This window comes from Anaerococcus lactolyticus S7-1-13 (assembly GCF_000758765.1).
Lineage (GTDB): Bacteria > Bacillota > Clostridia > Tissierellales > Peptoniphilaceae > Anaerococcus > Anaerococcus lactolyticus.
The window spans coordinates 1-24,424 of sequence record NZ_JRMW01000027.1; the positions used below are offsets into that span (position 1 = coordinate 1).

Consider the following 24,424-nt stretch of genomic DNA (forward strand, 5'->3'; position numbering starts at 1 on the left):
GTCTTTTTTCTATGTTGGGACTTATGCAACAGCCCCTTTATTTTTTAGCGTGTTCTTTAATACATTTTTGCCCCTGCAGGTATCCTGTTTGATAGGATAACTAGGTTTAGTTTTTCTTCGCCTGCTTCTTGGTGGATGGCTGAGATTATCATTCCTTCTGAGTCTATGCCCATCATTTTTCTTGGTGGGAGGTTTACAATTGCTAGGAGGGTTTTGCCTACTAGGTCCTCTGCATTGTAGTATTCCTTGATTCCAGATAGGATGGTTCTTTCCTTACCTGATCCATCGTTGAGGGTGAATTTTAAAAGTTTTTTAGATTTTGGAACTTCTTCGCAAGCTAAAACTTTAACTGCCCTAAAGTCTGATTTAGAGAAGGTTTCAAAGTCAATGTCTTCATAGATTGGCTCTACAACTACCTTTGAAAAGTCTACTGCTTCATCTTCGTCAAGACTTGCTACTTTTTGCTTATCATGGTCTTTTTTCTCAAGGCCAAGTGGCTTCATTGTTGGGAATAGTAGGACGTCCCTGATTGAATGTTGACCTGTTAAAATCATGATTAGTCTATCGATACCAATTCCAAGTCCACCTGTTGGAGGTAGACCTACTTCTAGGGCATTTACAAAGTCATAGTCCATCATTTGGGCTTCATCATCGCCTGCTTCTCTTTTTCTAACTTGGTCTTCAAACCTTGCTCTTTGGTCTTCTGCATCGTTTAATTCTGAGAAGGCGTTGCCGATTTCTGCTCCAGAAACAAAGGCTTCAAACCTGTAGGTTAGTGACCTATCGTCGTTCTTTCTCTTGGCAAGTGGTGAGATTTCTACTGGGTAATCTGTGATGAAGGTTGGTTGGATTAGCTTATCTTCAACAAATTCATCAAAGAATTCTGCAATAATTTCGCCTCTTGTTTCCTTTACTTCCACACCTTTTTCCTTGGCAATGGCTTTGGCTTCTTCGTCAGTTTTAATTTCGTTAAAGTCTACGCCAGAATATTCTTTTACAGCTTCTATCATTGGAATTCTCTTCCATGGAGCCTTAAGCTCGATTTTCTCGCCGTCAAATTCTACAAGGGTTGTGCCCTTTACTTTTTTTGCAACGTGCTCTACCATGTTTTCAGTGATTTCCATCATGTCTTCATAGTCGCCGTAGGCTTGGTATAATTCCATGGCGGTGTATTCTGGGTTGTGGGTTGCGTCCATTCCTTCGTTTCTAAACATCCTACCGATTTCATATACCCTATCAAAACCACCTACGATTAGCCTTTTTAGGTAAAGTTCGTTGGCAATCCTTAGGTACATATCGATATCTAGAGTGTTGTGGTGGGTAATAAATGGACGAGCAGTAGCTCCACCTGCGATTGTATTGAGGATAGGAGTTTCTACTTCTAAGAATCCCCTACCGTCCAAAAATTCTCTGATTGCTGAAATTATTCTTGATCTTTGAACAAAAACTTCTTTTACTTCAGGATTTACTATTAAGTCTATATATCTTTGTCTATATCTAAGGTCTGGGTCCTTTAGGCCGTGCCATTTTTCAGGAAGCATTTGGAGAGCCTTGGTTAAAAGGTCGCTTTTTGCTACTTCTATTGATATTTCACCTTGGTTAGTTTTAAATACCTTGCCTTCAACACCGATGATATCACCGATATCGTATTTTTTGATATATTTAAAGTCATCGCCGATAACATTTTTACGGTTAACAACTTGGATTTGACCAAGGTCATCTTGAACATCCATAAAGCTCATGTTACCATGACCTCTTTTTGCAAGGATTCTTCCAGCTACCCTTACAGTTTGATCTTCATACTTCTCAAAGTTATCCTTGATTTCTTTTGAGCTTATCCTATTTTTAAAATTAACTATGCGGTGTGGGTCCTTGCCCTCTTCCTTAAGTTCATGAAGTTTTTCTCTTCTAATCTTAAGCATTTCATTTAAATCTTGAATGTTATCAGCCATTTTTTCTCCTTACTTAATATTCTTAATTACAAAATACATCTTGCCATTTGGAGTTTCTACTTCTACCCTATCATTAATCTTATGACCAATGATAGCTTCACCAACTGGTGACTCATTAGAAATATACCCTTCAAGTGGGTTTGATTCAGCTGTTCCTACGATTTTATATTCTACATCTTCTTCAAATTCTTCATCGTAGAGACAAACAGTATTGCCAACACCAACAGTGTCAGAATTTTCATCAACTTCGATAGTCTTGGCATTTCTAATCATGTCTTCTATCTTCATGATTCTTGATTCTACTTCACCTTGTTCATTCTTTGCTTCATCGTAATCAGCATTTTCTGAAAGGTCACCGAAGCTTCTTGCTATTTTGATTTTTTCTGCCATTTCAGGACGTTTTTTCGTTTTTAAATACTCTAGTTCGTCCTCTAATTTTTCTAATTTTTCCTTAGTTAATATTACTTCTTTCTTCTCTGTCATTATAATCACCTAAAATTTTTCTATATTCATCTAGCAGGTCAAAAATTTCCTTGCTAGTATGTATCTTATTTACCCTGTCCCTATAGTCACTTGACATATAAAGACCCTTGATGTACCAACCAACGTGTTTGCGCATCTGATTTATAACTAGCCTTTCGTCCTTAAACTTAAGGGCCAATTCATAATGCTCTTTTATTTGAGAAATTATCTCATCAAATGTAACTTTTGTGTAGGAGCCTTTTTCTAAATATTCCTTTATATAACGAAATATGAAGGGATTTCCCATGGCACCCCTTGCAATCATCGCTCCATCAGCTCCGGTTATCTCCATTGCTCTTATAAAATCTTCTGGAGTAAAAATATCGCCATTTGCTATTACTGGTATATTTACAGCTTCTTTTAAATTTTTAATCGCCTGCCAGTCGGCATGACCAGAATACATGGCTTTTCTAGTCCTAGCATGAAGGATTAGGTAGTCTGCACCAGCTTCTTCCATGGCCTTGCCATTTTCTAAATAATTAATAGCATCATCATCAACGCCGAGACGGAATTTAATATTGATCACCTTATCGGTTGCCTCCCTCAAGGCCTTGGTTATCTTATAGACCTGGTGGGGATTTTTTAGAAGAGCAGAACCTTCGCCATTATTAAAAATTTTTGGAGCCGGACAACCCATGTTAAAAGAAATTTCTTTGATATTTGTAAGTGGATTTATTTTTTCTTCGACAACTCTCTTTATTTTATCAACATCCGAACCAAAAATTTGGATATTGGCATTTTTTTCCATATCTGATATAAACATAATATCAGCTGTGGCTTTGTTATCGAAAGATAAGGCATTAACAGAAACCATTTCTGTAAAAGTCTTATCGCATCCATTTTTTTCGCAAACTATCCTAAAGGCAGTGTCTGTCACACCCGCCAAGGGTGCAAGCATAATCTTTTTATCTACCAAGGTTTCTCTCATAGATTATCCTTAGGCCTTCAAGCATAAGATCTGGCTCTATGGTTTCTATATACTTACTGGATTGGGAAATTAGTTCTGAAAAACCACCTGTAGCTATTACATTTATTTCATCCCTATCAATGCCAAGCCTTTGAACTATCTCATCTTCGATAGTTTCTATAAGCTTATCTATCATACCAATATAACCAATTACTATTCCGGCGTTGATAGCTTCTGAAGTTGACTCTGTAATGGCTGTGGTTGGTTGTTTTAATTCGATTTTTGGTAGCTTTGCAGTCTTGCCAAAAAGTCCATCTTGGGCAATTTTTATACCTGGGGCTATAACTCCTCCAAGATACCTGGCATCTGAAGTAACCACGTCAACAGTTATAGCTGTTCCCATGTCTACTACCACTGAAGGTCCACCGTATTTTTCATAGGCAGCAACTGCATCTACTATCCTATCAGCACCAACCTCGCTTGGATTTTCATAATCAATGGTAATACCTGTATAGGTATCGTATTCGACCACCTTGGCTTCCTTGTCTAGAAGTTTCCTATTTGCTGATTGCCAGTTGTATAAAACATCTGGCACTACACAAGAAATTATGGTGTCATCAATGTCTTCGACCTTTATATCATGAATCATGAACATATTAAATAAAGTAGCAACTAATTGATCGCTGGTGCTGGTCAAGTCAGTTGCCACTCTAAATCTAGACTTTAAATTTTCCTTCTCGTAAATACCAATAACGGTATTTGTGTTTCCAATATCTATAACCAGTAGCATATATACTTCCTTTGTTTGATTTAGCTCTTATATGATACGGTTAAAGAGGCTTTTTTTCAAGCTTACTTCCCTAGTTTATACTTTCTTATAAGCTCGTTTATCTCTTCTATATCTTCTTTTTTGACTTTTACACTCTCGCGAGTGGTGTTTTTATCCTTTTTGATGGCCATAACAAGCTCACCCCTATTGGTGTCAAATCCCCATTTTTTTAGGTCTTTAAAATTTACAAAACCAGAATTAATTAGCATCCCCTTTTCAGAAATGTATAACTTGCATAGGGTGAAAATCATAAATACTATCGCCAATACAACCATCACACAAGCAGTCATCATGGAGTTTTTATCGTTAGTCTTATAACCATTTACAAGATTAACCCCTCCAACAACTACTAGAATAGAAAATAAAATCATTTCCATAGATGTAATAGGTCTTTTGAAAGAAGTCACATTAGCTCCCAACAAGTTTTTATCCTTGTTCTGCTTAAAAATCCTATAGATGAAAAAAACTGTAATCGCTCCGTATAAAATTAATATAATCTTGTCAAATCCTTGCATCCTATCTCCCCCTTATCTTACAAAATAAAATAGGTCCTAAGACCTATTTTATCTCCTCTATATCTTCGTAAACTGATCTTTTAACTACACCTATGTAGGCTAGGTTTCTATAAAGTTGGTTATAATCAAGACCAAAGCCAACCACATAATCATTAGGTATTTTAAAACCTGTATAATCTGGTTTGATATCTACTTCACGCCTTTCTGGCTTATCAAGTAGGGTTATAATCTTTAGGTCTTTTGGCTCTCTTTTTAAGAGTGTTTCCTTGATTTTCTTTAAGGTATAACCGGTATCGATTATATCTTCGACAATCAAGACTTCCTTATCTTTTATATCAATATCAAGGTCCATTAAAATTTTTACATTGCCTGATGAGTAAGTGTTATTTTCATAAGAAGAAACAGACATAAACTCCATTTTTGTTTCAATGTTTAAATTTTTTGCTAGTTCTGTCATAAACATTACTGAGCCTTTTAGGATACAAATTAAAATTAACTCGTCCCTATCAGCGTAGTGTTCGTTTAAAGTCTTTGCTAATTGTTTTATCTTTAAATTAAGACTTTCTTCATCAATTAACACTTTTTCAATCAGATTATCTTTGTCAATTTTCATCATAAACCTCGATTTTTAGTATTTTTTTTGTACCACCTGTGACCTTAAATTCATCACTTATCCTTAAAGATGCGAGCCAAATAATCTTATCGTCTGACAAAATAATAGGTAGCTCATCTCGCTTCTTCCTATCGATTTTTTGGTCGATAAAAAAATCTTTAAGCTTTTTTTCACTCTTATGACCCAAAGGCACAAACCTGTCTCCAGCACGCCTAGTCCTGACTTTCAAAGGAAAGTGGAGGAGGTCATAGTCAAAATACCCAACATTTTTATTTTTTTCATATTTTCCACTATTAATTATACTTGTTTTCAGATAAATTCCATCAAAGTGGACCTGGTCATTGTCATATAAATATAGGTCAGTTTTGAATTTTTCCGCTGGGGTTAAAAGTTCTAAAACATAGGCTTCATAAGACATTCTTAAGGATATATCATCTTTTATTATGCTTTTACCTGTGGCTAAATTTTTTATTTTCAAAAAATCATCCAAATTTTCCTTGGACAAATCCTTGATTTCACCCTTCAAAACTCCAACAGCTTTTCTCAAGATCCTTCTTAGAAGTGCTGGGTCAGTTTTTTCAAAATGATCTTTATCAAAATAAATTTTTCCATGCTTGACCTTTGCCATTTCACCAAACTTGCTATCCACACTTTTTTCCAAAATAGCCAAGTCATCTCTGGCAAGGTCTGATAATTTAAAAACTGCGTCAACTACATTAGGATTTATTTCTTCTAGGATAGGAATAATATCTAGCCTTATCTTATTTCTTGTATAATCGTTTTCAAAATTTGTATGGTCTATGGCATAGGCAATTTCATTTGAGTCTAGGTAGGCTAAGATTTCTTTCTTTTTTATATTTAATATAGGCCTTATAATATTTCCATTCTTGTAGTCCATCGCCCTTAGTCCATCAAGACCTGTGCCCCTTATTATCCTCATAAGGGCTGTTTCTGCCTGATCGTCCTTATTATGGGCGACAGCAATCTTACTTATTGGAAATTTTTTTGATAAATCATTGAAAAATTCGTAGCGAAGGCGTCTACCTGCATCTTCTGATGAAATCTTAAGTTCTTTGGCAAGCTCATCCATGGACCTTGATCTTGAATAAAATTTTAGGCCAAGTTTTTCCGCAGTTTGCCTTACGAGGTCCTCATCCTTACTAGCTTCCTTCCTGTGAAGGTGGTTTAGGTGGGCAAGAACTATATCTATACCTAATTTATTTTTTAACTTATCTAGGATATGGATTAGAAATTGACTATCAGGCCCACCACTTGCCCCAACAATTACCGTATCACCCTCGCTAAGCAAATTATTTTCGACAACGGTCTTATAAACCCTATCTTCCATTTTCATTGGTCTTGGTCTCTACTTGCTGATTTTGAGTTGCTCGATCGTTTGGGTTTGGTAGACTGGTTTGACTAGCCTTATTGTTTTCATTTTGGCTAGGATTTTCTTCCCCACTAGGATTAGCATTTTGGTTATTAGCTGGGTTTGCTTGGTTTTCTCCATCAGATTTTTTTGGAGGCTTGATTACAGAGGATTCTTCTTTTTCTTCATCATTATCTTTGCTTTTTTTAACCATGCCAAGTTTTTCCTCAGCCACTTTTTCCTTGAATTTGTCGGTGTTTCGCATCTCATAATCTTCTTTGAGACTATTGATTTCAGCCTTAACGTCTTCTAATTTTTTCTCGCTTGAAGTGATATCCTTAGTCATTTCTGCATTCTCTTTATTCATTGAGTAATTCAAATACAAAAATCCAAGGCTCGCTACAACTAGCAAGGAAAGAACCATTCGCAAAAATCTTTTATTTTTTTCTCTTCTTTTAGAAAGGTAGGAGTCTTTCCTCGCCCTTCTTCTATTTCTAGCCATCTATTACCTCATACATTTCATCTGCTGTATTTTTCTTAGCGCCTTCAATTAAATCAAGCACTCTCACTTTTAGGACTGACTTGCCAAAGGTGATTTCAATTATATCACCCTTACAAACTTCACTGCCAGCCTTGGCAATCTTATCATTAATTTTTACACGCTCATTCTCGCAGGCTTCCTTAGCAACCTGTCTTCTTTTTATAATTCTTGAATTTTTTAAAAATTTATCTACTCTCATATCTTAACTGTACTTTTTATAGGCTCTTTTGCAATTTAGCCAAATTCCCGATTATTAGTATAGTAGTCTTATGAAATACATTCTCCATATCGACTGCGATGCCTTTTATGCATCGTGCGAAGAAATAAGAAATCCAAAACTAAAAAAAAGACCCATGGCTGTGGGAGGTCTATCCAATAAATCCATAATCACAACTGCCAATTACGAGGCAAGAAAATTCGGCATCCACTCTGCTATGCCCGTTTTTATAGCAAAAGACCTCTGCCCCAACCTAATTTTAGTCAGGGTCGACCATGCCTATTATAAGGAGAAATCTATAGAGGTTTTTGACTTGGTAAAAGCTTACACCAAAGTCTATGAACAAGTTTCTATAGATGAGGCTTACATAGAAGTAGACCTTAATGATCCTCTAGACTTTGCGAAAAATCTCCAAAATAAAATCCTTGCCAAGACTCAAATACCTATTTCAATCGGGATTTCCTACAACAAATTTCTTGCCAAACTTGCCTCTGACTGGAACAAACCTTATGGGATTAAATACATTGGCAAGGAAGACGTCAGTAAAATTCTCCCAGACCTACCTGTTGGCAAGGTCCATGGCATAGGACGTCGTGCGACTTATAAACTAAATAGGATTGGCATCTATAAGGTGGCTGACCTTTTAAAGCTCGATAAAGAATTTTTGGAAAGCTTATTCGGAAAGGGTGGGGACTATATATACGGAGTAATCAGGGGTATTGATGAAAGGCCGGTTAATCCGACAAGGGACAGGAAGTCTATTGGTAAGGAGAGGACTTTCAGCCAAAACACCAATAATATCCAAGTTTTGAAAGATTATTTAAGAAAAATTTCTGACTTGATTGAAATTGAGATGGTAAAAAAAGATATTCAGGCCAAGACAATCTCTATAAAATTGAAGGATGAAAATTTCAAAAACCAAACCCGTTCTCTAACCCTCCAAGAGCCAATCTACCTTGCAGACGACATCTACCTTGAAGCCATAAAGCTCCTAGATGAAGCCTTTAATGGCGAGTACATCAGGCTAATAGGTATTTCTCTATCAAATTTGTCAACTATGGATATGAACCAGCTAAGTTTTTTATAAAAAAATACCCGCAAGTATTTCTATACTTACGGGTTTTACTTTTATTCTTGATCTAAGATTGATTCTTGTTTTGCTTCTTCTGTTTCTTCTTCGACAGGTGCCAAATCTTTTTTGAAAGCCTCCCTAACCTTATCATCAATTAATTTGGCAAGGTCGGCATTTTCTTCAAGCATGATTTTGACATTTTCCCTACCTTGACCGAGTTTCTCATCTCCGTATGAATACCAAGACCCAGCTTTTTCGACAATACCTAAGTCAACTGCAGTATCTAAAAGTACTCCAGATTTTGAAATTCCCTTACCATACATGATATCAAATTCCACTATCTTAAATGGAGGAGCAACTTTGTTTTTAACAATTTTAACCCTGGTCCTAGAGCCGATTGAATTATCTCCCTCAGTTATGGTCTTAATCCTTCTAATATCAAGTCTTACTGAAGCATAGAACTTAAGGGCACGTCCACCTGTGGTTGTCTCAGGGTTCCCAAACATAACCCCGATTTTTTCTCTCAATTGATTGATGAAAATTACAGTTGTATTTGATTTAGAAATAATACCTGTAAGTCTTCTAAGAGCCTGGCTCATAAGTCTTGCTTGAAGACCCATGTGGCTGTCTCCCATTTCTCCTTCAATTTCAGCCTTTGGAACAAGGGCTGCAACAGAGTCGATTACAATGAGACCTACTGCCCCACTCCTGACAAGACTTTCTGCTATATCAAGACCTGCCTCACCTGTATCTGGTTGAGATAAGATTAATTCGTCAATATTTACTCCAAGATTTCCTGCATATTCTGCATCAAGGGCATGTTCTGCATCCACAAAGGCACAGGTATCACCAAGTTTTTGAGCTTCTGCTATAACGTGGAGAGCTAGGGTAGTCTTACCAGATGATTCTGGTCCATAAATTTCAATGACTCTTCCCCTTGGAAGTCCACCAATACCTAGGGCTATATCAAGGTTGACAGCACCAGTTGGAATTGAATCTATGGCAACTCTTGGTGCCTCGCCCATCTTCATAATTGAGCCTTTTCCATATTTCTTTTCTATCTGCTTAAAAGCCTGATCTAGGGCCTTCTTTTTATCTGCGTCCATATACACTCCTTATACACTTAATGTCTTAATAGTATTATATACCTTTTTTTATTAAAGTCTAATTTCTTGTTCTAACCATATTTATTGAAAAAATTATAAATTGAATAGTCACCATCAGAATTAGTCCAATATTGATTTGTTGAACGTTAATCATTAGGGGTACCATCAAAAATAAAATTCCACCAAAAATAACTATATTGGAACTTAACTTATCTTCTAAGTGCGAATTTTTACGCATGGCATTTGCCATTATTATCCCAGCCACAAGCAAGGAGGCTAGAAATAGAATTGGAAAAAAATTGCCGTAGCCCCAGGTCATAGGCGATATAAAATTAAACTTTTTTATGGTAATCGTAGCTCCATCAGACATAAACCTTTGGTGGATGAAATTACCAAAAAAAGATGCTAGGGCTTGAACTACGAGTAGGATTAACTCAACTCTTATTAGTTTCTTGCCTTTTTCATTATCCATATATACTCCCAAAGTCCAGTCTTAAATATTTTCTAAGTCTAAAACTTTCTTATTTTTTATCAAATAATCAAGTCCTGATATAATTGTCAAAATCACTGCCAAATAAAATACGTAAATCCCAAATTTATTTAAAACTTCATTATGTAGCAATAATAAAACTAGGGAAATCATCTGGCTGGTTGTCTTTGCCTTGCCCCACATGGATGCTGCGATGGTTATACCCATATCAGCTGCAAGTGTCCTAAAACCTGTGATTATAAGTTCTCTTGAAATAATTATTATAACAGACCAAGCAGGAATTACCCCTGCCTCAACCAAAACAATAAAGGCCGCCATTGTTAGAACCTTATCCACAAGGGGGTCTACAAATTTACCGAAATTTGTAATTAAATTTCTACTTCTGGCAAGATAACCGTCGAGGGCATCTGTTAGGGATGCTAGCATAAATAAAATAGCTGCTATATTATAACTTGTACCAAAGTAGTAGAAGGCTACAACAAAAATTGGTATCATAACTAATCTTACCATGGTAACTTTATTTGCTATATTCATTTTTTTCTCCTATAAATTTTCAATTTGTGTCCTATCCACAAGGACCTTACGAGGTTTGCTGCCCTCATAGCCACCGACTATCCCCTTTTGCTCTAGCTGGTCGATAATCCTGCCAGCCCTGGCATAGCCGATTTTAAGCTTTCTTTGAAGCATGGATACAGACGCTGTCTGATCAGCTACTATTACCTTGATTGCCTCATCCAAGAGGTCATCTTCATCTTCAAGGTCAGCTGTAACATTTTCTTCAATTTTTTCGATTGCTTCTTCGTTATAATTTGTTTTGCTAGAACCTTTTATATAGTCCACAACGCTTAAAACTTCCTCATCTGAAATAAAAGCGCCTTGGATTCTCAAAGGTTTCATAGAATCAGATGAAGCATAGAGCATATCTCCCTTACCAAGGAGTTTTTCTGCCCCTTGCATATCCAAAATTGTCCTTGAATCTATCTGACTTGTAACAGCAAAGGAAATCCTTGAAGGAATATTTGCCTTGATTGTTCCTGTAATTACGTCCACAGTTGGTCTTTGGGTTGCAATTATTAAGTGTATTCCACAAGCCCTAGATTTTTGGGCAAGCCTTGTAATATAATCTTCAACTTCACTTGCAGCTGTCATCATCAAATCTGAAAGCTCGTCAACAATTACAACTATATAAGGAAGATTTTCCATGGAGTCATCGGTCTCAGCCGCTCTCTTATAACCCTTTATATCCCTAACTTGGTTTTCTTCAAAGAGTTTATACCTTCTTTCCATTTCAGAAATCGCCCAAAATAGTGAAGAAGATGCCTTCTTAGGGTCGGTTATAACTGGCATAATCAAGTGTGGAATCCCATTATAAATTGAAAGTTCAACCACCTTTGGGTCTATCAAGAGAAGTTTGACTTCATCTGGGCTGTGCTTATATAAAATGGACATAATTATTGTGTTGATACAAACAGACTTACCAGAACCAGTCGCACCTGACACCAACAAGTGTGGCATTTTTTCGATAGCTGAAATAATTGGTTCACCTGAAATTGACTTACCCATGGCAAAAGGAATGGCATGTCTTGATTTGATAAATTGAGTTGATGAGATGATTTCCTTAAAACCTACTATCTCTTTTTTGTCGTTGGCAACTTCGATCCCAACATGAGATTTGCCTGGAATTGGTGCTTCAATCCTAATTCCTGATGTGGCAAGACTTAAAGAAAGGTCATCAGCTAAGTTTACAATTTTTGAAACCTTAACACCCCTAGCAGGTTTTAATTCATAGCAGGTGACAGTAGGACCCACGTCTATCTGGACAATCTTTCCATCAATCCCAAAAGACTCCAAAGTCTCCTCTATAATTCCTGCCTTTGCCCTGATTTCACTATTATCAATCCCGCCTTCGGCATTAACATCTTTCAAAAGATTGACTGGTGGGTAGGAATAATCTGCAAATTCTCTTTTTAAATCTTCGTTAAGGTCTGCAAATTCTACTTGTTTAGACTTGTAATCCCTAATCAAATCATCATTTTTCAAATCTTTTTGAATTTCTTCCCTTGGCCTATCCTCCTCTTTTCTGCTTGGCCTTTTTTTAATTGCCTTCCTTGGAGGATTGTCAGCCAAGTTATTGTTTATCCTGATACTTGGGATTCTTTCTTCTTTTAAAGATTTCTTAGTCTTGGATTCATCGATTTTTTCCCTTATCTTAAGATAAGCTTTTTGGCTTAGATGCTTGATACCAATGCCTAAAATTATAAAACCATCTCTTAATTTCAAGAAAAATTCCTTGTAGGTAAAGGGACTAACATTTATTATTAATGAACCTATTAGGGTCGCATAGAGAATATAAAGACCAAGATGGCCGATAAAGCTTAAGGTATAAAATCCAACAAGACCTCCAAACCATCCTCCACCCAAATTTCCTTTAAAGGCAGAATACTCTACTGACCAAGCCAGCTCATTTCTGATATAATCCTTGGATGAGATAGCAAGGGTCAAAAAATAAATACTATAAATTAAAAGCATGCGACTTAAATTATCCCTAAACTTTTCCCTATAGATCAAATAAAAACTTGCAAATAATAAAATTGGAAAAGCAAGGCTGAACTTACCAAAGAGACCTTCAAAAAATCTTGCTAAAGCATCGCCAATTAGTCCTGTACTTGATGATAAAATAAAAATAAATATAAGGACAGATATGGCCATAACTACCATCGAAAATTTCTTTATATCAAAGGATCTCTCCCTGAATTTTTTTTGTTTACTTTTGTTGGGAGATTTGCTAGTCGTCTTTTTCCTAATTCTCCCAGAATTCCTATTTGTCATATACACCTCTCCCCTATATTATATGGTAAATTAATTAAAAATAAACCATATAAAATTTACAACTAGTGAGTCTTCAAAATAATTTTTCATAAAAAAAGCACCTATATTAAAGGTGCTATCTTCTATTTAAATAAATCTGAATGTGATCCCGTCCTTATTAAGGTTAAGACTAGCGTTTCATTAAACTTTTCATAAATAAGCAAAAAATCTGACTCTATATGACATTCTCGAGTCCCCTTGTAATTTCCAGCTAATTAATGATCCCTATATTTTTCATCAAGGGATTCATCATTTGCTAATTTCTCAACAATATCTAAGAGTTTTTCAATATCTTTTCCTTGCTTTTTAACTTGCTTTAAATCCTTTTTAAATCTACTTGTAAACTTTATTTTATACTTCAAGAGCTTTCCTCAAGTCATCCATACTATAATAAGCTGTAACGTTCTTATCTTTAGCTATCATTCTTCCTTCTTCTATAGCTTTTATGGTTTCATCACTTGGGATATCAAGTTTTAAATCAAAAGGAATACCACTTTCTCTAATACTTGCTCTTAAAAACATATTTATAGCGGTAGTCATATTTAAACCTAAACTAGAATAGATTTTTTCTGCTGCTTCTTTTATTTCCTTGTCTGTCCTTATGTTCAAATTTGTTGTAGCCATTTGCTCATCTCCTTTGCCTATATTATATAGCTTAATCAGTACGCAGTCAATACACCGTCATTATATTGCCCACGATAAATTTGGATTTTCTTTATTCCTAATAAGTAATCTAAGATAATTTTTCTTTAAATTCTTATATGCATCGTGGCATAAGAACCCCTCCATCCTAATTTTGAATTTTGGGGTTCAGTTCAATCTTTAACGCCTTATCTTTTATCATCTATATCCTTAAGATCTTGTACTTTATCATTAAATTCTTTTATATCTTCTTCAGAAAGCTGCCATGTAAATGGAGTTGTGATCATGGGCACTCCCTCCATTGTAATATAAGGATAATTTTCATACATATAAAAATCTATCTTTGTAGCTTCATTATCTTTACCCTTGCTGGTAAATATTACATAATAAGATTTTATTGCATCCTCAGGTATTTCTTTAAAATAATTGTCGAATTTCTTATCATTAACATTTTCTACGCTCATCCCTATAAAATTACTAAAATAATCTAACTCTTCTTGTTTTTCTGTTTCAGCAATTTTTACATTGTTAGAATCAAATATTTCAATCTTATCTTCTTTTTTCTTGCTCCTACAAGAAGTGAAAACTATTAAAAAAGCAATAACAATAGTCATAAATACAAATCTTCTTCTCATTTTAAACCTCCGAATTGAATTATTGTAAAACCACAGCTACTTTTTTTATTATTTTAAAATAATTATTTTAATTTGTCAATATACCACTTAAGATTTTTAATAAAAAAAATACTCCCTTAGCCAAAAAATGACTTAAGGGAGTAAATTTTTTAATTATTTAAGATTTTAAAATAATAAGTGAGCTAAAATTACTATTACTGGAAGAGTAATTAATGTTCTTTCTAAGAATAGGATGAAGATATCTTTTAGGTCTACAGGTATGTTTGAACCAAGGATAACTGCTCCTGTTTCTGACATGTAGATAAGTTGGGTTACAGATACAGCTGCTACCACAAATTGGGTAAATTGAGATGTAATGCCCTTGCTGGCTAGGATTGATGGAACAACCATGTCGGCAAAACCAACTACCATTGTCTTACTTGCTTCAACTGCTTCTGGCACTTGGAGAAGTTTTAAGATTGGTAAGAATGGCATACCAAGCCAAGTAAAGATTGGTGTTGATTCAGACAATACTAGGGCAAGGGTACCTGCTGCCATGATTACTGGAGTTACACCAAGCCAGAGGCTTAAAACTGTGTCACGTCCATTTAATAGGAATTGTTTTAGATTTAAGTTCTTCTCTGCCTTTAAAACTGCAAGTTGGGTGGCCCATTCTAGTCTGGTGAAGTTTTCTGGAACTGTTTCTTCGTTTGGATTTTCTGGTTCTTTTGCCCTTACATCTCTCTTGCCTGAGAGAGGTGGGATACGTGGCACGATTAAAGCTGCTACTATACCAGATACGCCAACTATTAAGTAAAATAGACCAAACCTGTCAACCATGTTAACATTTTCAAGTACAACCATACAGAAAGTAATTGATACAGCTGAGAAAGTTGTAGAAATAATTGCTGCTTCTTTTTCGGTATAGTTTCCTTCTTCGTATTGTTTAGCAGTGAGGGCAACACCGATTGTACCATCACCTATCCATGAAGCCACACAGTCTACTGCTGAACGGCCAGGAAGTTTAAAGACTGGTCTCATAATTTTTGATAGGAAAATACCAACAAATTCGAGGATACCGAATTCTGTTAGGAATGGTAGGATGAAACCTGCTACCAAGAATATAGTCAAAAGTCCACCAATTAATTCAAATAGGATTAGACCACCGGTATTTTCAGACCAAATCAATTCTGGTCCAAGTTTAAAGGCTGTCATGTAGCCGATTATGCAACCTGCAACTCTAGCAAAAAGCCAGATAGGAGTAATATCTGAAATTTCCTTAAGGATAGGAGATTTCTCAATAAAACTAGGTTTAGCAAATTTATAAGCTAGACCAAGTATGGTTGATATTGTAATACAAGCCAAAGCCACATAGTGGATTGGAACTATTGAGTTAATTGTTTGGTTTAAAAATTTTGAAATTACTGATACTGCTACAGTCGAACCACCATTAGCTGTCTTAAATGGCGTCATTAGAAGTAGCACACCTATGGCTGAAGGGATCACAAACTTCAATACCCTAGCAAATGTTATTTTTTCTTTTTTAATTGTCATTTTTTACCTCTTAATTTAACTAGCGCCCATAAAATCAAAAATATGTAAGTCATGATTAATTTAAGGGCATTTGTCGAACGTCAATTACCTAGGATATTTTTAAAATCACTTAAAAAATTGGATAATACTAAGAAATTCTCCTAGGCTATGCAAAGTTTTTTTAGATCCCTATTTTAAAAAATTGATGAATTTTATTTATAGGAAATCTTTTGCTAAGATTAATTTTCCGCATCTTTTCACTTTGCTAAAAAGACTGGCATTTTACCTCCTTGTACATATTTCGTAAATAAAATAACGATTTCTTATATTTTTATATTAACATATCTTTTATATTTCTGCAATAATAATTCTTCCTAATTAATTAAATAAAATAAAAAAGTTCAATTTACTTGTCGATTTAATAATAAAAAAACTGCTACACCTTGTGTAACAGTCTTTAATCTTATTCTTTGTCTTTTCTATATGGAGATTCATCTACTGGCCAAGCTTCTGCCTTTTCAGGTCTTTCAGCTTTTTCAGGTTTTTCTAGGAGGGCCTTTCTTGAAAGGTTAATCCTACCTTGCCTATCAATTTCAGTAACCTTAACTGTCACCTTATCTCCAACCTTAAGCTCATCTTCAACCTTAGCAACTCTGTGGTTTGCGATTTGGCTGATATGAAGGAGTCCTTCCTTGCCGATTGCTATTTCTACAAAGGCGCCAAAGTTCATGAGTCTTACAACTGTGCCTTCATATATATCGCCTGGTTTTGGATCGGTAACTATAGCTTTAATCATTTCTATAGCTTTCTTACCACTTGCCCCATCGTTAGATGCAACTGTGATGTGGCCGTCATCTTCGGTTTCGATTTTAACTCCTGTGGCGTCTATAATCTTGTTGATGTTCTTTCCACCAGAACCAATTACATCTCTTACCTTTTCTGGGTCGATGTCAATTGTATATAGTCTTGGTGCATATTCTGATAATTCTGCCCTTGGAGCATCAATAGCAGCTTCGATTACATCTAGTATCCTAAATCTAGCATCTTTTGCATCTGCTAGGGATTGTCTTAGGACTTCTTCTGTAATACCAGATATTTTCATATCCATTTGAAGAGCTGTGATACCATCACGAGTACCAGCTACCTTAAAGTCCATATCGCCAAGGTGATCTTCAAGACCTTGGATGTCTGTAAGGATAGAAATTGAGTCGTCTTCCTTGATTAGACCCATAGCTATACCTGCGACTGGCTTTTTGATTGGTACACCCGCATCCATTAGGGATAGGGTTGAACCACAAATTGAAGCTTGGGAGCTTGAACCGTTAGAAGATAAAACTTCAGAAACAACTCTCATTGTGTATGGGAAGTCTTTTTCGTCTGGAAGTACTGGCACAAGAGCTCTCTCAGCAAGGTGACCATGGCCGATTTCACGTCTACCTGGTCCTCTTAGTGGTCTTACATCTCCTACACAGAATGGTGGGAAATTGTATTGGTGCATATATCTTTTTTCTACATCTTCGATATTTAAACCATCAATTAATTGGCTATCAGCTGGAGAACCTAGGGTTACTATTGATAATACTTGGGTTTGACCTCTTTGGAAGAGACCTGAACCATGCACTCTTGGCAAAACTCCTGCCTCTGCAGAAAGTGGTCTGATTTCAGTAAGCTCTCTGCCGTCTGGTCTGATTTTATCAATAGAAATCATCCTTCTGACTTCTTTTTTCATGATATTGTCAATTCTTCTATGGATTTCATCTTCACTTTCTGGATAAGCTTCTAGGAATTTCTCCTTAGCTTCTTCCTCAATCCTAAAGATGTTATCTTCTCTTTCAGTCTTATCTGTAGTCCTGATTGATGATTTGATGTCTTCTTCAAAAGCTTCTGAAATAAGTCTATCAAGCTCTGTTTCCTCATGGACTTCAACTTCTTTTTTAGGTAGACCAATGTCATCTATAATTGTTTGGATGAAGTCAGAAATATCTCCAATTTCATCAAGGGCAAGTAGCATTGCTTCAAGCATTTCGCTTTCATCAAGTTCGTTTGCTCCAGCTTCAACCATGTTGATAGCGCCTTTCCTACCTGCTACAGTAAGTTCAAGTTGAGATTTCTTTCTATCTTCTTCATTTGGGTTTACAACTAATTTTCCATCTACCTTGCCTACCATACAAGCTCCTACTGGGCCATTAAATGGTATGTCAGAAATACCTAGGGCTATTGATGCACCAATAGTTGTAAGTGGGTCTGGAAGGTGGTCGTGGTCCATTGATAGGACTGTAGCTATGATTTGTACATCATTGTAATAGTCTTCTGGGAATAGTGGTCTAAGAGGTCTATCCATTTGTCTGGCGATAAGAGTTGCTTCATCGCTTGCCTTGCCTTCTCTTCTTAGGAAACCTCCTGGGATTTTACCAACTGCATAAAGTTTTTCTTGGAAATCGCAAATAAGTGGGAAAAAGTCTATACCCTCTCTTGGTTTTTCGCTAGCTACTGCAGTTACTAAAAGTGTGGTGTCGCCGCTTTGAATAAGGCAGGCACCGTTGGCTTGCTCTGCATACTTGCCGATTGTTACCTCAAAGTCATATCCGTTTTTTGAAGTGTATTTGTAATTTTTGATCATTATCTCTCCTATATATAAAATAAGGCGGGTAATACCCCGCCAAAATAATTAACCTCTTAGTCCAAGTCTATCGATAATTGATCTATATCTATCAATATCATTGTCTTTTAAATAAGTAAGCATACCTCTTCTACGTCTGATCATTTTGTATAATCCACGTCTTGAAGAATGGTCTTTTGTGTTTAATTTTAAGTGTTCAGTTAAGTCAGCTATTCTTTTTGATAGGATAGCGATTTGTACTTCTGGTGAACCTGTGTCTTTCTCATCTAATTGGTATTCTTTAATTATTGCTTGTTTTTCTACTGCGTTCATAATTTCCTCCGTATTATTTAATAGAGCCTTTGCCATGTATTAGTCGAGGTCTCATATACCTAGCAAAGCTACGTCTTTATTATACACCCCAAATATTATTTTGCCAAATCATTTTAGGTGTTTTTCAATATAATTAAGACCATTTTCCTTATCCTTATCCATCTGGGCAATTAATTCTTCTGCCGAATTGAATTTGAAGTCCGGTCTTAAAAATTCAATAAATTCAACGCTGATATCTTCATCATAAATCGAATCATTAAAATCAAAGATAAAAGTCTCTATCTTTTTATCATCGCCTTCTTCAAAGGTTGGGTTTGAGCCAATATTAGTAAGGCCATAATAATCCTTGCCCCTAATATTGGTTATGGTAAGGTAGACCCCATCAGTAGGAATGACATAGGGAAAACTTAGGTCGAGGTTAGCTGTAGGAAAATTTAACAACCTTCCCCTGCGTTTGCCATGGACTACCTTGCCACGAATTTTATAAGGTCTACCCAAATACTTATTGGCTTTTTTAATTTCACCATTTCTTATGAAATTTCTAAGGTGCCCTGAAGAAATTTTGGCATGGTCGTCTTCCATCTCAAAGTCAACAACATCTGTTATGTAGGCAAAAATATTTTCATATTCTCTTAGGGTGTCAACTGTCCCACTTGCCTTGTAGCCAAAACGATAGTCATCGCCAACTATAATAATTTTCGCATTCAATTTCTCAGCTATGATTGTCTTTATAAAATCTGTTGGAGAAAGTTTCATAAAATTTTCGTCAAAATTAACCAAGCAAAAAGTTTTTATGCCAAGCTGGGATAAGATTTCTACCTTATCTTCAAGACTTGATAGGTACCTCTTATCGTCTTTGACTGTAGTTTTTGTATTTTCCTTAAATAATAAAATTGATGGAGTATAACCATATTTTTTCGATAAGTCTACATTTCTTTTCATTAACTTTTGATGACCTAGGTGAACTCCGTCAAAGTATCCTAGGGAAACTACCTTTTTTTCTAAGTCAGGTAGGTCGCTGTTTAAATCATATATTCTTATCTTCTCTTTCATAAAACACTTTCTCCATTTTTAAGAAACTCTTATCATTTTCCTTGTAATTTTCACCAAGCCCGATGAAGTCTTCCCCGGCATAGACCCTTACAGTCTTATCAAACCTGTCTGCGACTTCTACCAGTTGACCATTTACAAGATTTTCTAAATATTTTTTGTCAAGAACGATTTTTTCAAAATCCTTTAGGGCAAAGTCTACTGGATAAAGTTTCTTAAGTAAATCTTTCTTTGCAATTTTTAATATATCTTCGCTATTTATAGCGTCCTTAACATCCAGATCCCCGACCCTAACTCTTTTTAGCTCGTTGACATAGGCAAGGGTCCCTAGTTTTTCGCCTATGTCGTCAACCAAGGTTCTAATATAAGTCCCCTTTGAGCAGGTCACCCTTATTGTCGCTTGGGGAAAGGCAAAGTCTAAAAGGTCTATATCATAAACCTTAACTTTTCTTCTTTTTCTCTCAATTTCGATGCCATCTCTGGCAAGGTCATAGAGTTTTTTGCCATTTACCTTAAGGGCTGAATACATAGGAGGAATTTGCTCTATTTCCCCCTTAAAAGTATTCATTGCTTCTATAAATTCATACCTACTTACAACCTTATCGCTCTTGGCTATAATTTTGCCTGCTGCATCTAGGGTATCGGTCTTTGCACCGAGGATCAACTCTGTTTCATAGACCTTATCCTTGGTCATCATATAATCTGAAACTCTTGTAGCCTTGCCTATTACAATTGGCAAAACTCCACTCGCTTCAAGGTCTAAGGTCCCTGTGTGACCGACTTTTTTCATTCCAAGGGCACGTCTTACAAGGCTTACAACCCTAGCTGAAGATATGCCCTTTTCTTTGTTTACATTAAGGATTCCCTTAAGCATCTATTTCCTTTAATACAGCAAGGGCTTTTTCACAAGCAGCTTCTAGACTCTCATCAAAAATTGAGTAACCACTTGCCTTGATGTGGCCCCCACCTCCATGAGCTCTAGCAACTGCGGCTACATCGGCAGTTTTGCTTCTCATAGACACCTTGTATTCGCCGTCGTCATATTCTTTTACAATCATAGACACATTTACTTCTCTAAGGTCCCTAAGTTTATTGACAATTGTTTCTGCATCACCCATTTGTACGCCGTATTTTTCAACTTGGGCCTTGGTTGCGATAGCAAAGGCCTTCTTGTCAAAAAATTCTGCCTTAGATATGATTTCATTATGAAACTGCATGACTGCTACTGGTTGGGATTGGTAGAGATTTTCGTAAATATATTCATAATCAATTCCATCTGTAATTAGTCTGCCTGCTGCCCTAAAAGTGTATTCGGAAACATTTGAATACATGAACCTGCCTGTGTCTGTGCATAGGCCTGTAAATAAAAGGGTACCTATTGTCTTATCCATTGGTAGGTTTAGTCTATCAATTATTTCGTAAACCAACTCACATGTTGCAGGTGAGGTTTCATAAATCATATTCAAATCGCAGTTGATTTTTCCACCAACATGGTGGTCGATAACTATGGTTTTATCAGATCTTCTTGCAATTTCTGTAGCCTTGCCAATCCTGTCAAATTCAGAGCAGTCCACAATTATAAATAGGTCGTACTTATCAAGGCTAGCTTCCTTGTAGTGATCAAGTTCTGGTAGAAATTGTAAGTAATCGTCAATTGTGTCGATTGCAATTACTTCAACTTTTTTACCATACTTTTCTAATGACCTTCTAAGTCCAAGGGACGAACCGATATTGTCTCCGTCAGGATTTACGTGGCTGGCAATGGCGATTGTTTCTGCCTTATCAACCATTTCTAAAAACTTATCTAAGTGTTCTTTACTAATCTTCTCTAGCTTCATTTGCTTTTTTATCCTTTGCGATTGTTTCTGCTATTAACTTATCCATGTAGGCACCATGCTCGATAGAATTATCAAATTTAAAACGAAATTCTGGCATGGACCTAAGTCTCATTCTCTCACCAATTAGGATTTTAATATAACCCTTGGCTTGATTAAGCGCTTGCATTACTCCATCCTTGATTTTATTATCTCCAAGGACTGATATATAGATATCAGCGTAGGATAAGTCGTTGGTAACTTCTACATCAGTAACTGATACCATGGCTTCTGCGGATAATCTCGGGTCATTTAGGTCATCCATTATTATCTTTGATATTTCCCTTTTAACCTCAGATGAAATCCTAGCTGTTCTTTTTTTATTCATCTATAAACTTCTTTCTGTTTCAACCATTTCATAGGCTTCCATTACATCGCCTACTTTTATGTCGTTGTATCTTTCAAGTCCGATTCCGCCTTCATAACCTGATTGGAGTTTTGATGCATCATCTTTAAATCTCTTCATTGATGAAATTTCGCCATCAAAGATAACTACGTTATCTCTTAGAAGTCTGATCATTGCTTTTCTTGTAATGACACCACTTGTTACCATAACACCTGCGATTGTGCCTGCTCCTGGAATCCTGAAGGTATCTCTTACTTCTGCCCTGCCTAGAACATTTTCCTTAAATTCTGGATCTAGCATACCTACTATAGCCTTTGATACATCTTCGATTGCTTCGTAGATTACGCTGTAGGTCCTGATTTCTATATTATTATCCTTAGCTCTTTCTAAAGCACCTTGGGTAGGTCTTACGTTAAAGCCGATTATAATAGCATTTGACGCTTGAGCTAAGAGGACGTCTGATTCTGTAATACCACCAACAGCACCTGCTATTACTGTTACCTTGACTTCTTCATTTGATAATTTTGTTAAAGAAGAGCTTACAGCATCAACAGTTCCCTTAACATCAGTCTTAACAATGATATTAAGTTCTTTTAATTCACCCTCTTGGATGTCTGAATACATATCTTCAAGGTTGGTATTAGCTTTGGCGATTAATCTTTCTTCACGTTTAAATTCTTTAGCCCTATCTGCATAGTCACGAGCGATTTTTTCATCCTTAACTGCATAAATCTTATCGCCAGCTTCTGCTACATCAGAAAGACCAAGAATTTGGGCTGGTATAGAAGGGCCTGCTTCTTTGATTGGCTTTCCTTTTGAATCAAACATTGCCCTAATCCTACCTGAGGCAGAACCTGTAACCACATAATCTCCTTGACGGAGGGTACCTTTTTGTACAAGCACAGTTGCAACTGGACCCCTTGACTTGTCAAGTTGGGCTTCGATTATAATACCAACAGCATCCCTGTTTGGATTTGCCCTTAGTTCCCTAACTTCAGCTACAAGTAGGACCATCTCAAGCAGGTCCTTGATGCCCTTGCCTGTGTGGGCAGACACTGGAACCATGATGGTATCTCCACCCCACTCTTCTGGAACAAGACCATATTCCATAAGACCTTGCATAACCCTATTTTGATCGGCTGTTTCCTTATCCATCTTGTTTATGGCTACTATTATTGGAATATCAGCTGCCTTGGCGTGGTTAATCGCCTCAACTGTTTGTGGCATAACCCCATCATCTGCAGCTACCACAAGGATGGCAATATCAGTTGATTGAGCACCCCTCATTCTCATTTCTGTGAAGGCTTCGTGGCCTGGTGTATCTAAGAAAGAGATTGCTTTACCATTGATATCTACAGTATAAGCACCTATATGTTGGGTAATACCACCAGCTTCTCCACGAGTTACAGAAGTATTTCTGATAGCATCTAGGATACTTGTTTTACCATGGTCAACGTGACCCATTACTGATACAACAGGAGGTCTTTCAATTAAGTTTTCTTCCTTATCTTCATAGTCTAAATCATATGATTGCTCTTCTAAGGCATCATATTCTTCTTCCTTAAAGATTTCCTTGCCAAATTCCATGGCTACAAGGTTTGCTGTATCAAAATCAATCTGGTCATTAAGTCCTGCCATTGTACCAAGACCTATCAATTTTCCTATTACTGAATTTGGGCTTTCTCCAAGTTTATCTGCAAACGCCTTGACATTTACTGTTTCTGGTATTTCTATTCTTGAATCTTTGTTAGCTTTCATACTCTTCTCTTGCCTATTGCTCTTCTTCGATTTTTTCTTCTTATTCTTCTTTTTTCTATTCTTCTTGCTTACTACTTGCTCTTGATCATCATCGTCGTCTAGATTTTTAAGATCAATTTTCTTTTCTCTTTTTTTCTCTTGTTTTGCTTTTGCTTTAGGCTTTTCTATTATCTCTTCTTCTACGCTAACATCTTCACTAGAATCATCATTTAATTCACTTAGGAAATCATTGATTAATTTGTGGTCTTCCCCACTTATCATGGACATATGAGATTTAATACCTAAGTTAAATTCATCATTTAGGATTCTAATCATTTCCTTTGATTCTAAGCCATTTTCTTTTGCCAATTCGTATACTCTTATTTTATCAGCCATATAATCACCTCATTTTAGTTCATAAGCTTCTAACTCCTCATAAATTTCGTCATCTATCTTCATTTTAAAGGCTTGATTTAGCTTATTTGATTTCTTAAGGCCCTTGATGCAAGTTTCATCCTTACACACGTAGGCACCTCTTCCGTTTACTTTTCCACTTTCATCTATCAAGATTCCCTCTTCCTTGTTATTTACAATCCTAAGAAGGTCTCCCTTATCTTTTAACGAACCACACACAATACATTTTCTTTGTGGTATTTTGCGAGTTTTTATCATTTCCTTATTCCTTGCTGAAAGCT

The 24,424-nt window shown here is 36.2% G+C and carries 25 protein-coding genes and 1 pseudogene; 1 reads left to right on the plus strand and 25 read right to left on the minus strand.

Annotated features, from left to right (window positions below):
* Positions 1-56 precede the first annotated feature (56 nt).
* The 9 genes from lysS to HMPREF1630_RS03235 all read right to left on the minus strand — a co-directional run bounded on the left by lysS (position 57) and on the right by HMPREF1630_RS03235 (position 7,447).
* Positions 57-1,952 carry a lysine--tRNA ligase gene (gene lysS / locus HMPREF1630_RS03195; protein WP_037327012.1) on the minus strand — a complete coding sequence of 632 codons (1,896 nt, stop codon included), beginning with the start codon at positions 1,950-1,952 and terminating at the stop codon, positions 57-59.
* Positions 1,953-1,961: 9 nt separating this feature from the next.
* Positions 1,962-2,435 carry a transcription elongation factor GreA gene (gene greA / locus HMPREF1630_RS03200; protein ID WP_004828510.1) on the minus strand — a complete coding sequence of 158 codons (474 nt, stop codon included), beginning with the start codon at positions 2,433-2,435 and terminating at the stop codon, positions 1,962-1,964.
* A complete protein-coding gene (dusB, locus tag HMPREF1630_RS03205) occupies positions 2,404-3,402 on the minus strand; it encodes a tRNA dihydrouridine synthase DusB (protein WP_004828508.1) in 999 nt (332 codons plus the stop codon). The genes greA and dusB overlap by 32 nt, the downstream gene beginning before the upstream one ends.
* Positions 3,380-4,171, minus strand: a complete 792-nt coding sequence (locus HMPREF1630_RS03210; RefSeq protein WP_004828506.1) for a type III pantothenate kinase — start codon at positions 4,169-4,171, stop codon at positions 3,380-3,382. The genes dusB and HMPREF1630_RS03210 overlap by 23 nt, the downstream gene beginning before the upstream one ends.
* A 62-nt stretch (positions 4,172-4,233) precedes the next feature.
* Complete coding sequence (locus tag HMPREF1630_RS03215; RefSeq protein ID WP_004828504.1) at positions 4,234-4,725, minus strand: DUF986 family protein; 492 nt, start codon at positions 4,723-4,725, stop codon at positions 4,234-4,236.
* A 43-nt stretch (positions 4,726-4,768) separates the two neighbouring features.
* Positions 4,769-5,338, minus strand: coding sequence for a hypoxanthine phosphoribosyltransferase (gene hpt, locus HMPREF1630_RS03220; RefSeq protein WP_037327054.1), 570 nt, complete (start codon positions 5,336-5,338; stop codon positions 4,769-4,771).
* Positions 5,328-6,692: a tRNA lysidine(34) synthetase TilS gene (gene tilS, locus HMPREF1630_RS03225; RefSeq protein ID WP_037327014.1), complete on the minus strand. Its 1,365-nt coding sequence runs from the start codon at positions 6,690-6,692 to the stop codon at positions 5,328-5,330. Before tilS ends, hpt begins: the two co-directional genes overlap by 11 nt.
* Positions 6,676-7,209: a hypothetical protein gene (locus HMPREF1630_RS09485; protein WP_197049850.1), complete on the minus strand. Its 534-nt coding sequence runs from the start codon at positions 7,207-7,209 to the stop codon at positions 6,676-6,678. Before HMPREF1630_RS09485 ends, tilS begins: the two co-directional genes overlap by 17 nt.
* Positions 7,202-7,447, minus strand: a complete 246-nt coding sequence (locus HMPREF1630_RS03235) for an RNA-binding S4 domain-containing protein (protein WP_004828496.1) — start codon at positions 7,445-7,447, stop codon at positions 7,202-7,204. The genes HMPREF1630_RS09485 and HMPREF1630_RS03235 overlap by 8 nt, the downstream gene beginning before the upstream one ends.
* 70 nt (positions 7,448-7,517) lie before the next feature.
* On the opposite strand from HMPREF1630_RS03235, the gene HMPREF1630_RS03240 reads away from it, so the two are divergent.
* Complete coding sequence (locus tag HMPREF1630_RS03240) at positions 7,518-8,552, plus strand: DNA polymerase IV (protein WP_037327016.1); 1,035 nt, start codon at positions 7,518-7,520, stop codon at positions 8,550-8,552.
* 41 nt (positions 8,553-8,593) lie between these two features.
* Here the strand turns inward: HMPREF1630_RS03240 and recA are convergent, their stop codons facing one another.
* From recA to rnpM, 16 genes and pseudogenes are all read right to left on the minus strand, one after another.
* The gene (gene recA / locus HMPREF1630_RS03245; RefSeq protein WP_004828493.1) at positions 8,594-9,643 is read right to left on the minus strand and encodes a recombinase RecA; all 1,050 of its coding nucleotides are present in this window, start codon (positions 9,641-9,643) and stop codon (positions 8,594-8,596) included.
* A gap of 58 nt (positions 9,644-9,701) precedes the next feature.
* Positions 9,702-10,115, minus strand: coding sequence for a hypothetical protein (locus HMPREF1630_RS03250; RefSeq protein WP_037327019.1), 414 nt, complete (start codon positions 10,113-10,115; stop codon positions 9,702-9,704).
* Between the two features lie 21 nt (positions 10,116-10,136).
* The gene (gene pgsA / locus HMPREF1630_RS03255) at positions 10,137-10,667 is read right to left on the minus strand and encodes a CDP-diacylglycerol--glycerol-3-phosphate 3-phosphatidyltransferase (protein ID WP_004828489.1); all 531 of its coding nucleotides are present in this window, start codon (positions 10,665-10,667) and stop codon (positions 10,137-10,139) included.
* Between the two features lie 9 nt (positions 10,668-10,676).
* On the minus strand, positions 10,677-12,962 hold the full coding sequence (locus HMPREF1630_RS03260; RefSeq protein WP_037327023.1) for a DNA translocase FtsK: 2,286 nt from the start codon (positions 12,960-12,962) through the stop codon (positions 10,677-10,679).
* A gap of 122 nt (positions 12,963-13,084) precedes the next feature.
* Positions 13,085-13,363: pseudogene (locus HMPREF1630_RS03265) on the minus strand (type II toxin-antitoxin system YafQ family toxin).
* On the minus strand, positions 13,353-13,625 hold the full coding sequence (locus tag HMPREF1630_RS03270) for a type II toxin-antitoxin system RelB/DinJ family antitoxin (protein ID WP_004828482.1): 273 nt from the start codon (positions 13,623-13,625) through the stop codon (positions 13,353-13,355). The pseudogene HMPREF1630_RS03265 and the gene HMPREF1630_RS03270 overlap by 11 nt, the downstream one beginning before the upstream one ends.
* A 206-nt stretch (positions 13,626-13,831) precedes the next feature.
* The gene (locus tag HMPREF1630_RS03275; protein WP_004828479.1) at positions 13,832-14,278 is read right to left on the minus strand and encodes a hypothetical protein; all 447 of its coding nucleotides are present in this window, start codon (positions 14,276-14,278) and stop codon (positions 13,832-13,834) included.
* A 165-nt stretch (positions 14,279-14,443) separates the two neighbouring features.
* Entirely contained in the window at positions 14,444-15,811 is a 1,368-nt protein-coding gene (locus HMPREF1630_RS03280) for a YjiH family protein (protein ID WP_156095804.1), read from the minus strand.
* 442 nt (positions 15,812-16,253) lie between these two features.
* Positions 16,254-18,410 carry a polyribonucleotide nucleotidyltransferase gene (locus tag HMPREF1630_RS03285; RefSeq protein WP_004828474.1) on the minus strand — a complete coding sequence of 719 codons (2,157 nt, stop codon included), beginning with the start codon at positions 18,408-18,410 and terminating at the stop codon, positions 16,254-16,256.
* A 48-nt stretch (positions 18,411-18,458) separates the two neighbouring features.
* On the minus strand, positions 18,459-18,722 hold the full coding sequence (gene rpsO, locus HMPREF1630_RS03290) for a 30S ribosomal protein S15 (RefSeq protein ID WP_197049851.1): 264 nt from the start codon (positions 18,720-18,722) through the stop codon (positions 18,459-18,461).
* Positions 18,723-18,830: 108 nt separating this feature from the next.
* Positions 18,831-19,775: a bifunctional riboflavin kinase/FAD synthetase gene (locus tag HMPREF1630_RS03295; protein ID WP_004828470.1), complete on the minus strand. Its 945-nt coding sequence runs from the start codon at positions 19,773-19,775 to the stop codon at positions 18,831-18,833.
* Positions 19,750-20,646 (minus strand): tRNA pseudouridine(55) synthase TruB, encoded by an 897-nt coding sequence (gene truB, locus HMPREF1630_RS03300; protein ID WP_004828468.1) that lies wholly within the window; start codon positions 20,644-20,646, stop codon positions 19,750-19,752. Before truB ends, HMPREF1630_RS03295 begins: the two co-directional genes overlap by 26 nt.
* Positions 20,639-21,610 (minus strand): DHH family phosphoesterase, encoded by a 972-nt coding sequence (locus tag HMPREF1630_RS03305; protein WP_004828466.1) that lies wholly within the window; start codon positions 21,608-21,610, stop codon positions 20,639-20,641. Before HMPREF1630_RS03305 ends, truB begins: the two co-directional genes overlap by 8 nt.
* Entirely contained in the window at positions 21,591-21,974 is a 384-nt protein-coding gene (gene rbfA, locus HMPREF1630_RS03310; protein WP_037327026.1) for a 30S ribosome-binding factor RbfA, read from the minus strand. Before rbfA ends, HMPREF1630_RS03305 begins: the two co-directional genes overlap by 20 nt.
* On the minus strand, positions 21,975-24,125 hold the full coding sequence (infB, locus tag HMPREF1630_RS03315) for a translation initiation factor IF-2 (RefSeq protein ID WP_004828462.1): 2,151 nt from the start codon (positions 24,123-24,125) through the stop codon (positions 21,975-21,977).
* A 9-nt stretch (positions 24,126-24,134) separates the two neighbouring features.
* Positions 24,135-24,401, minus strand: a complete 267-nt coding sequence (gene rnpM, locus HMPREF1630_RS03320; RefSeq protein WP_004828461.1) for an RNase P modulator RnpM — start codon at positions 24,399-24,401, stop codon at positions 24,135-24,137.
* Positions 24,402-24,424: the final 23 nt, after the last annotated feature.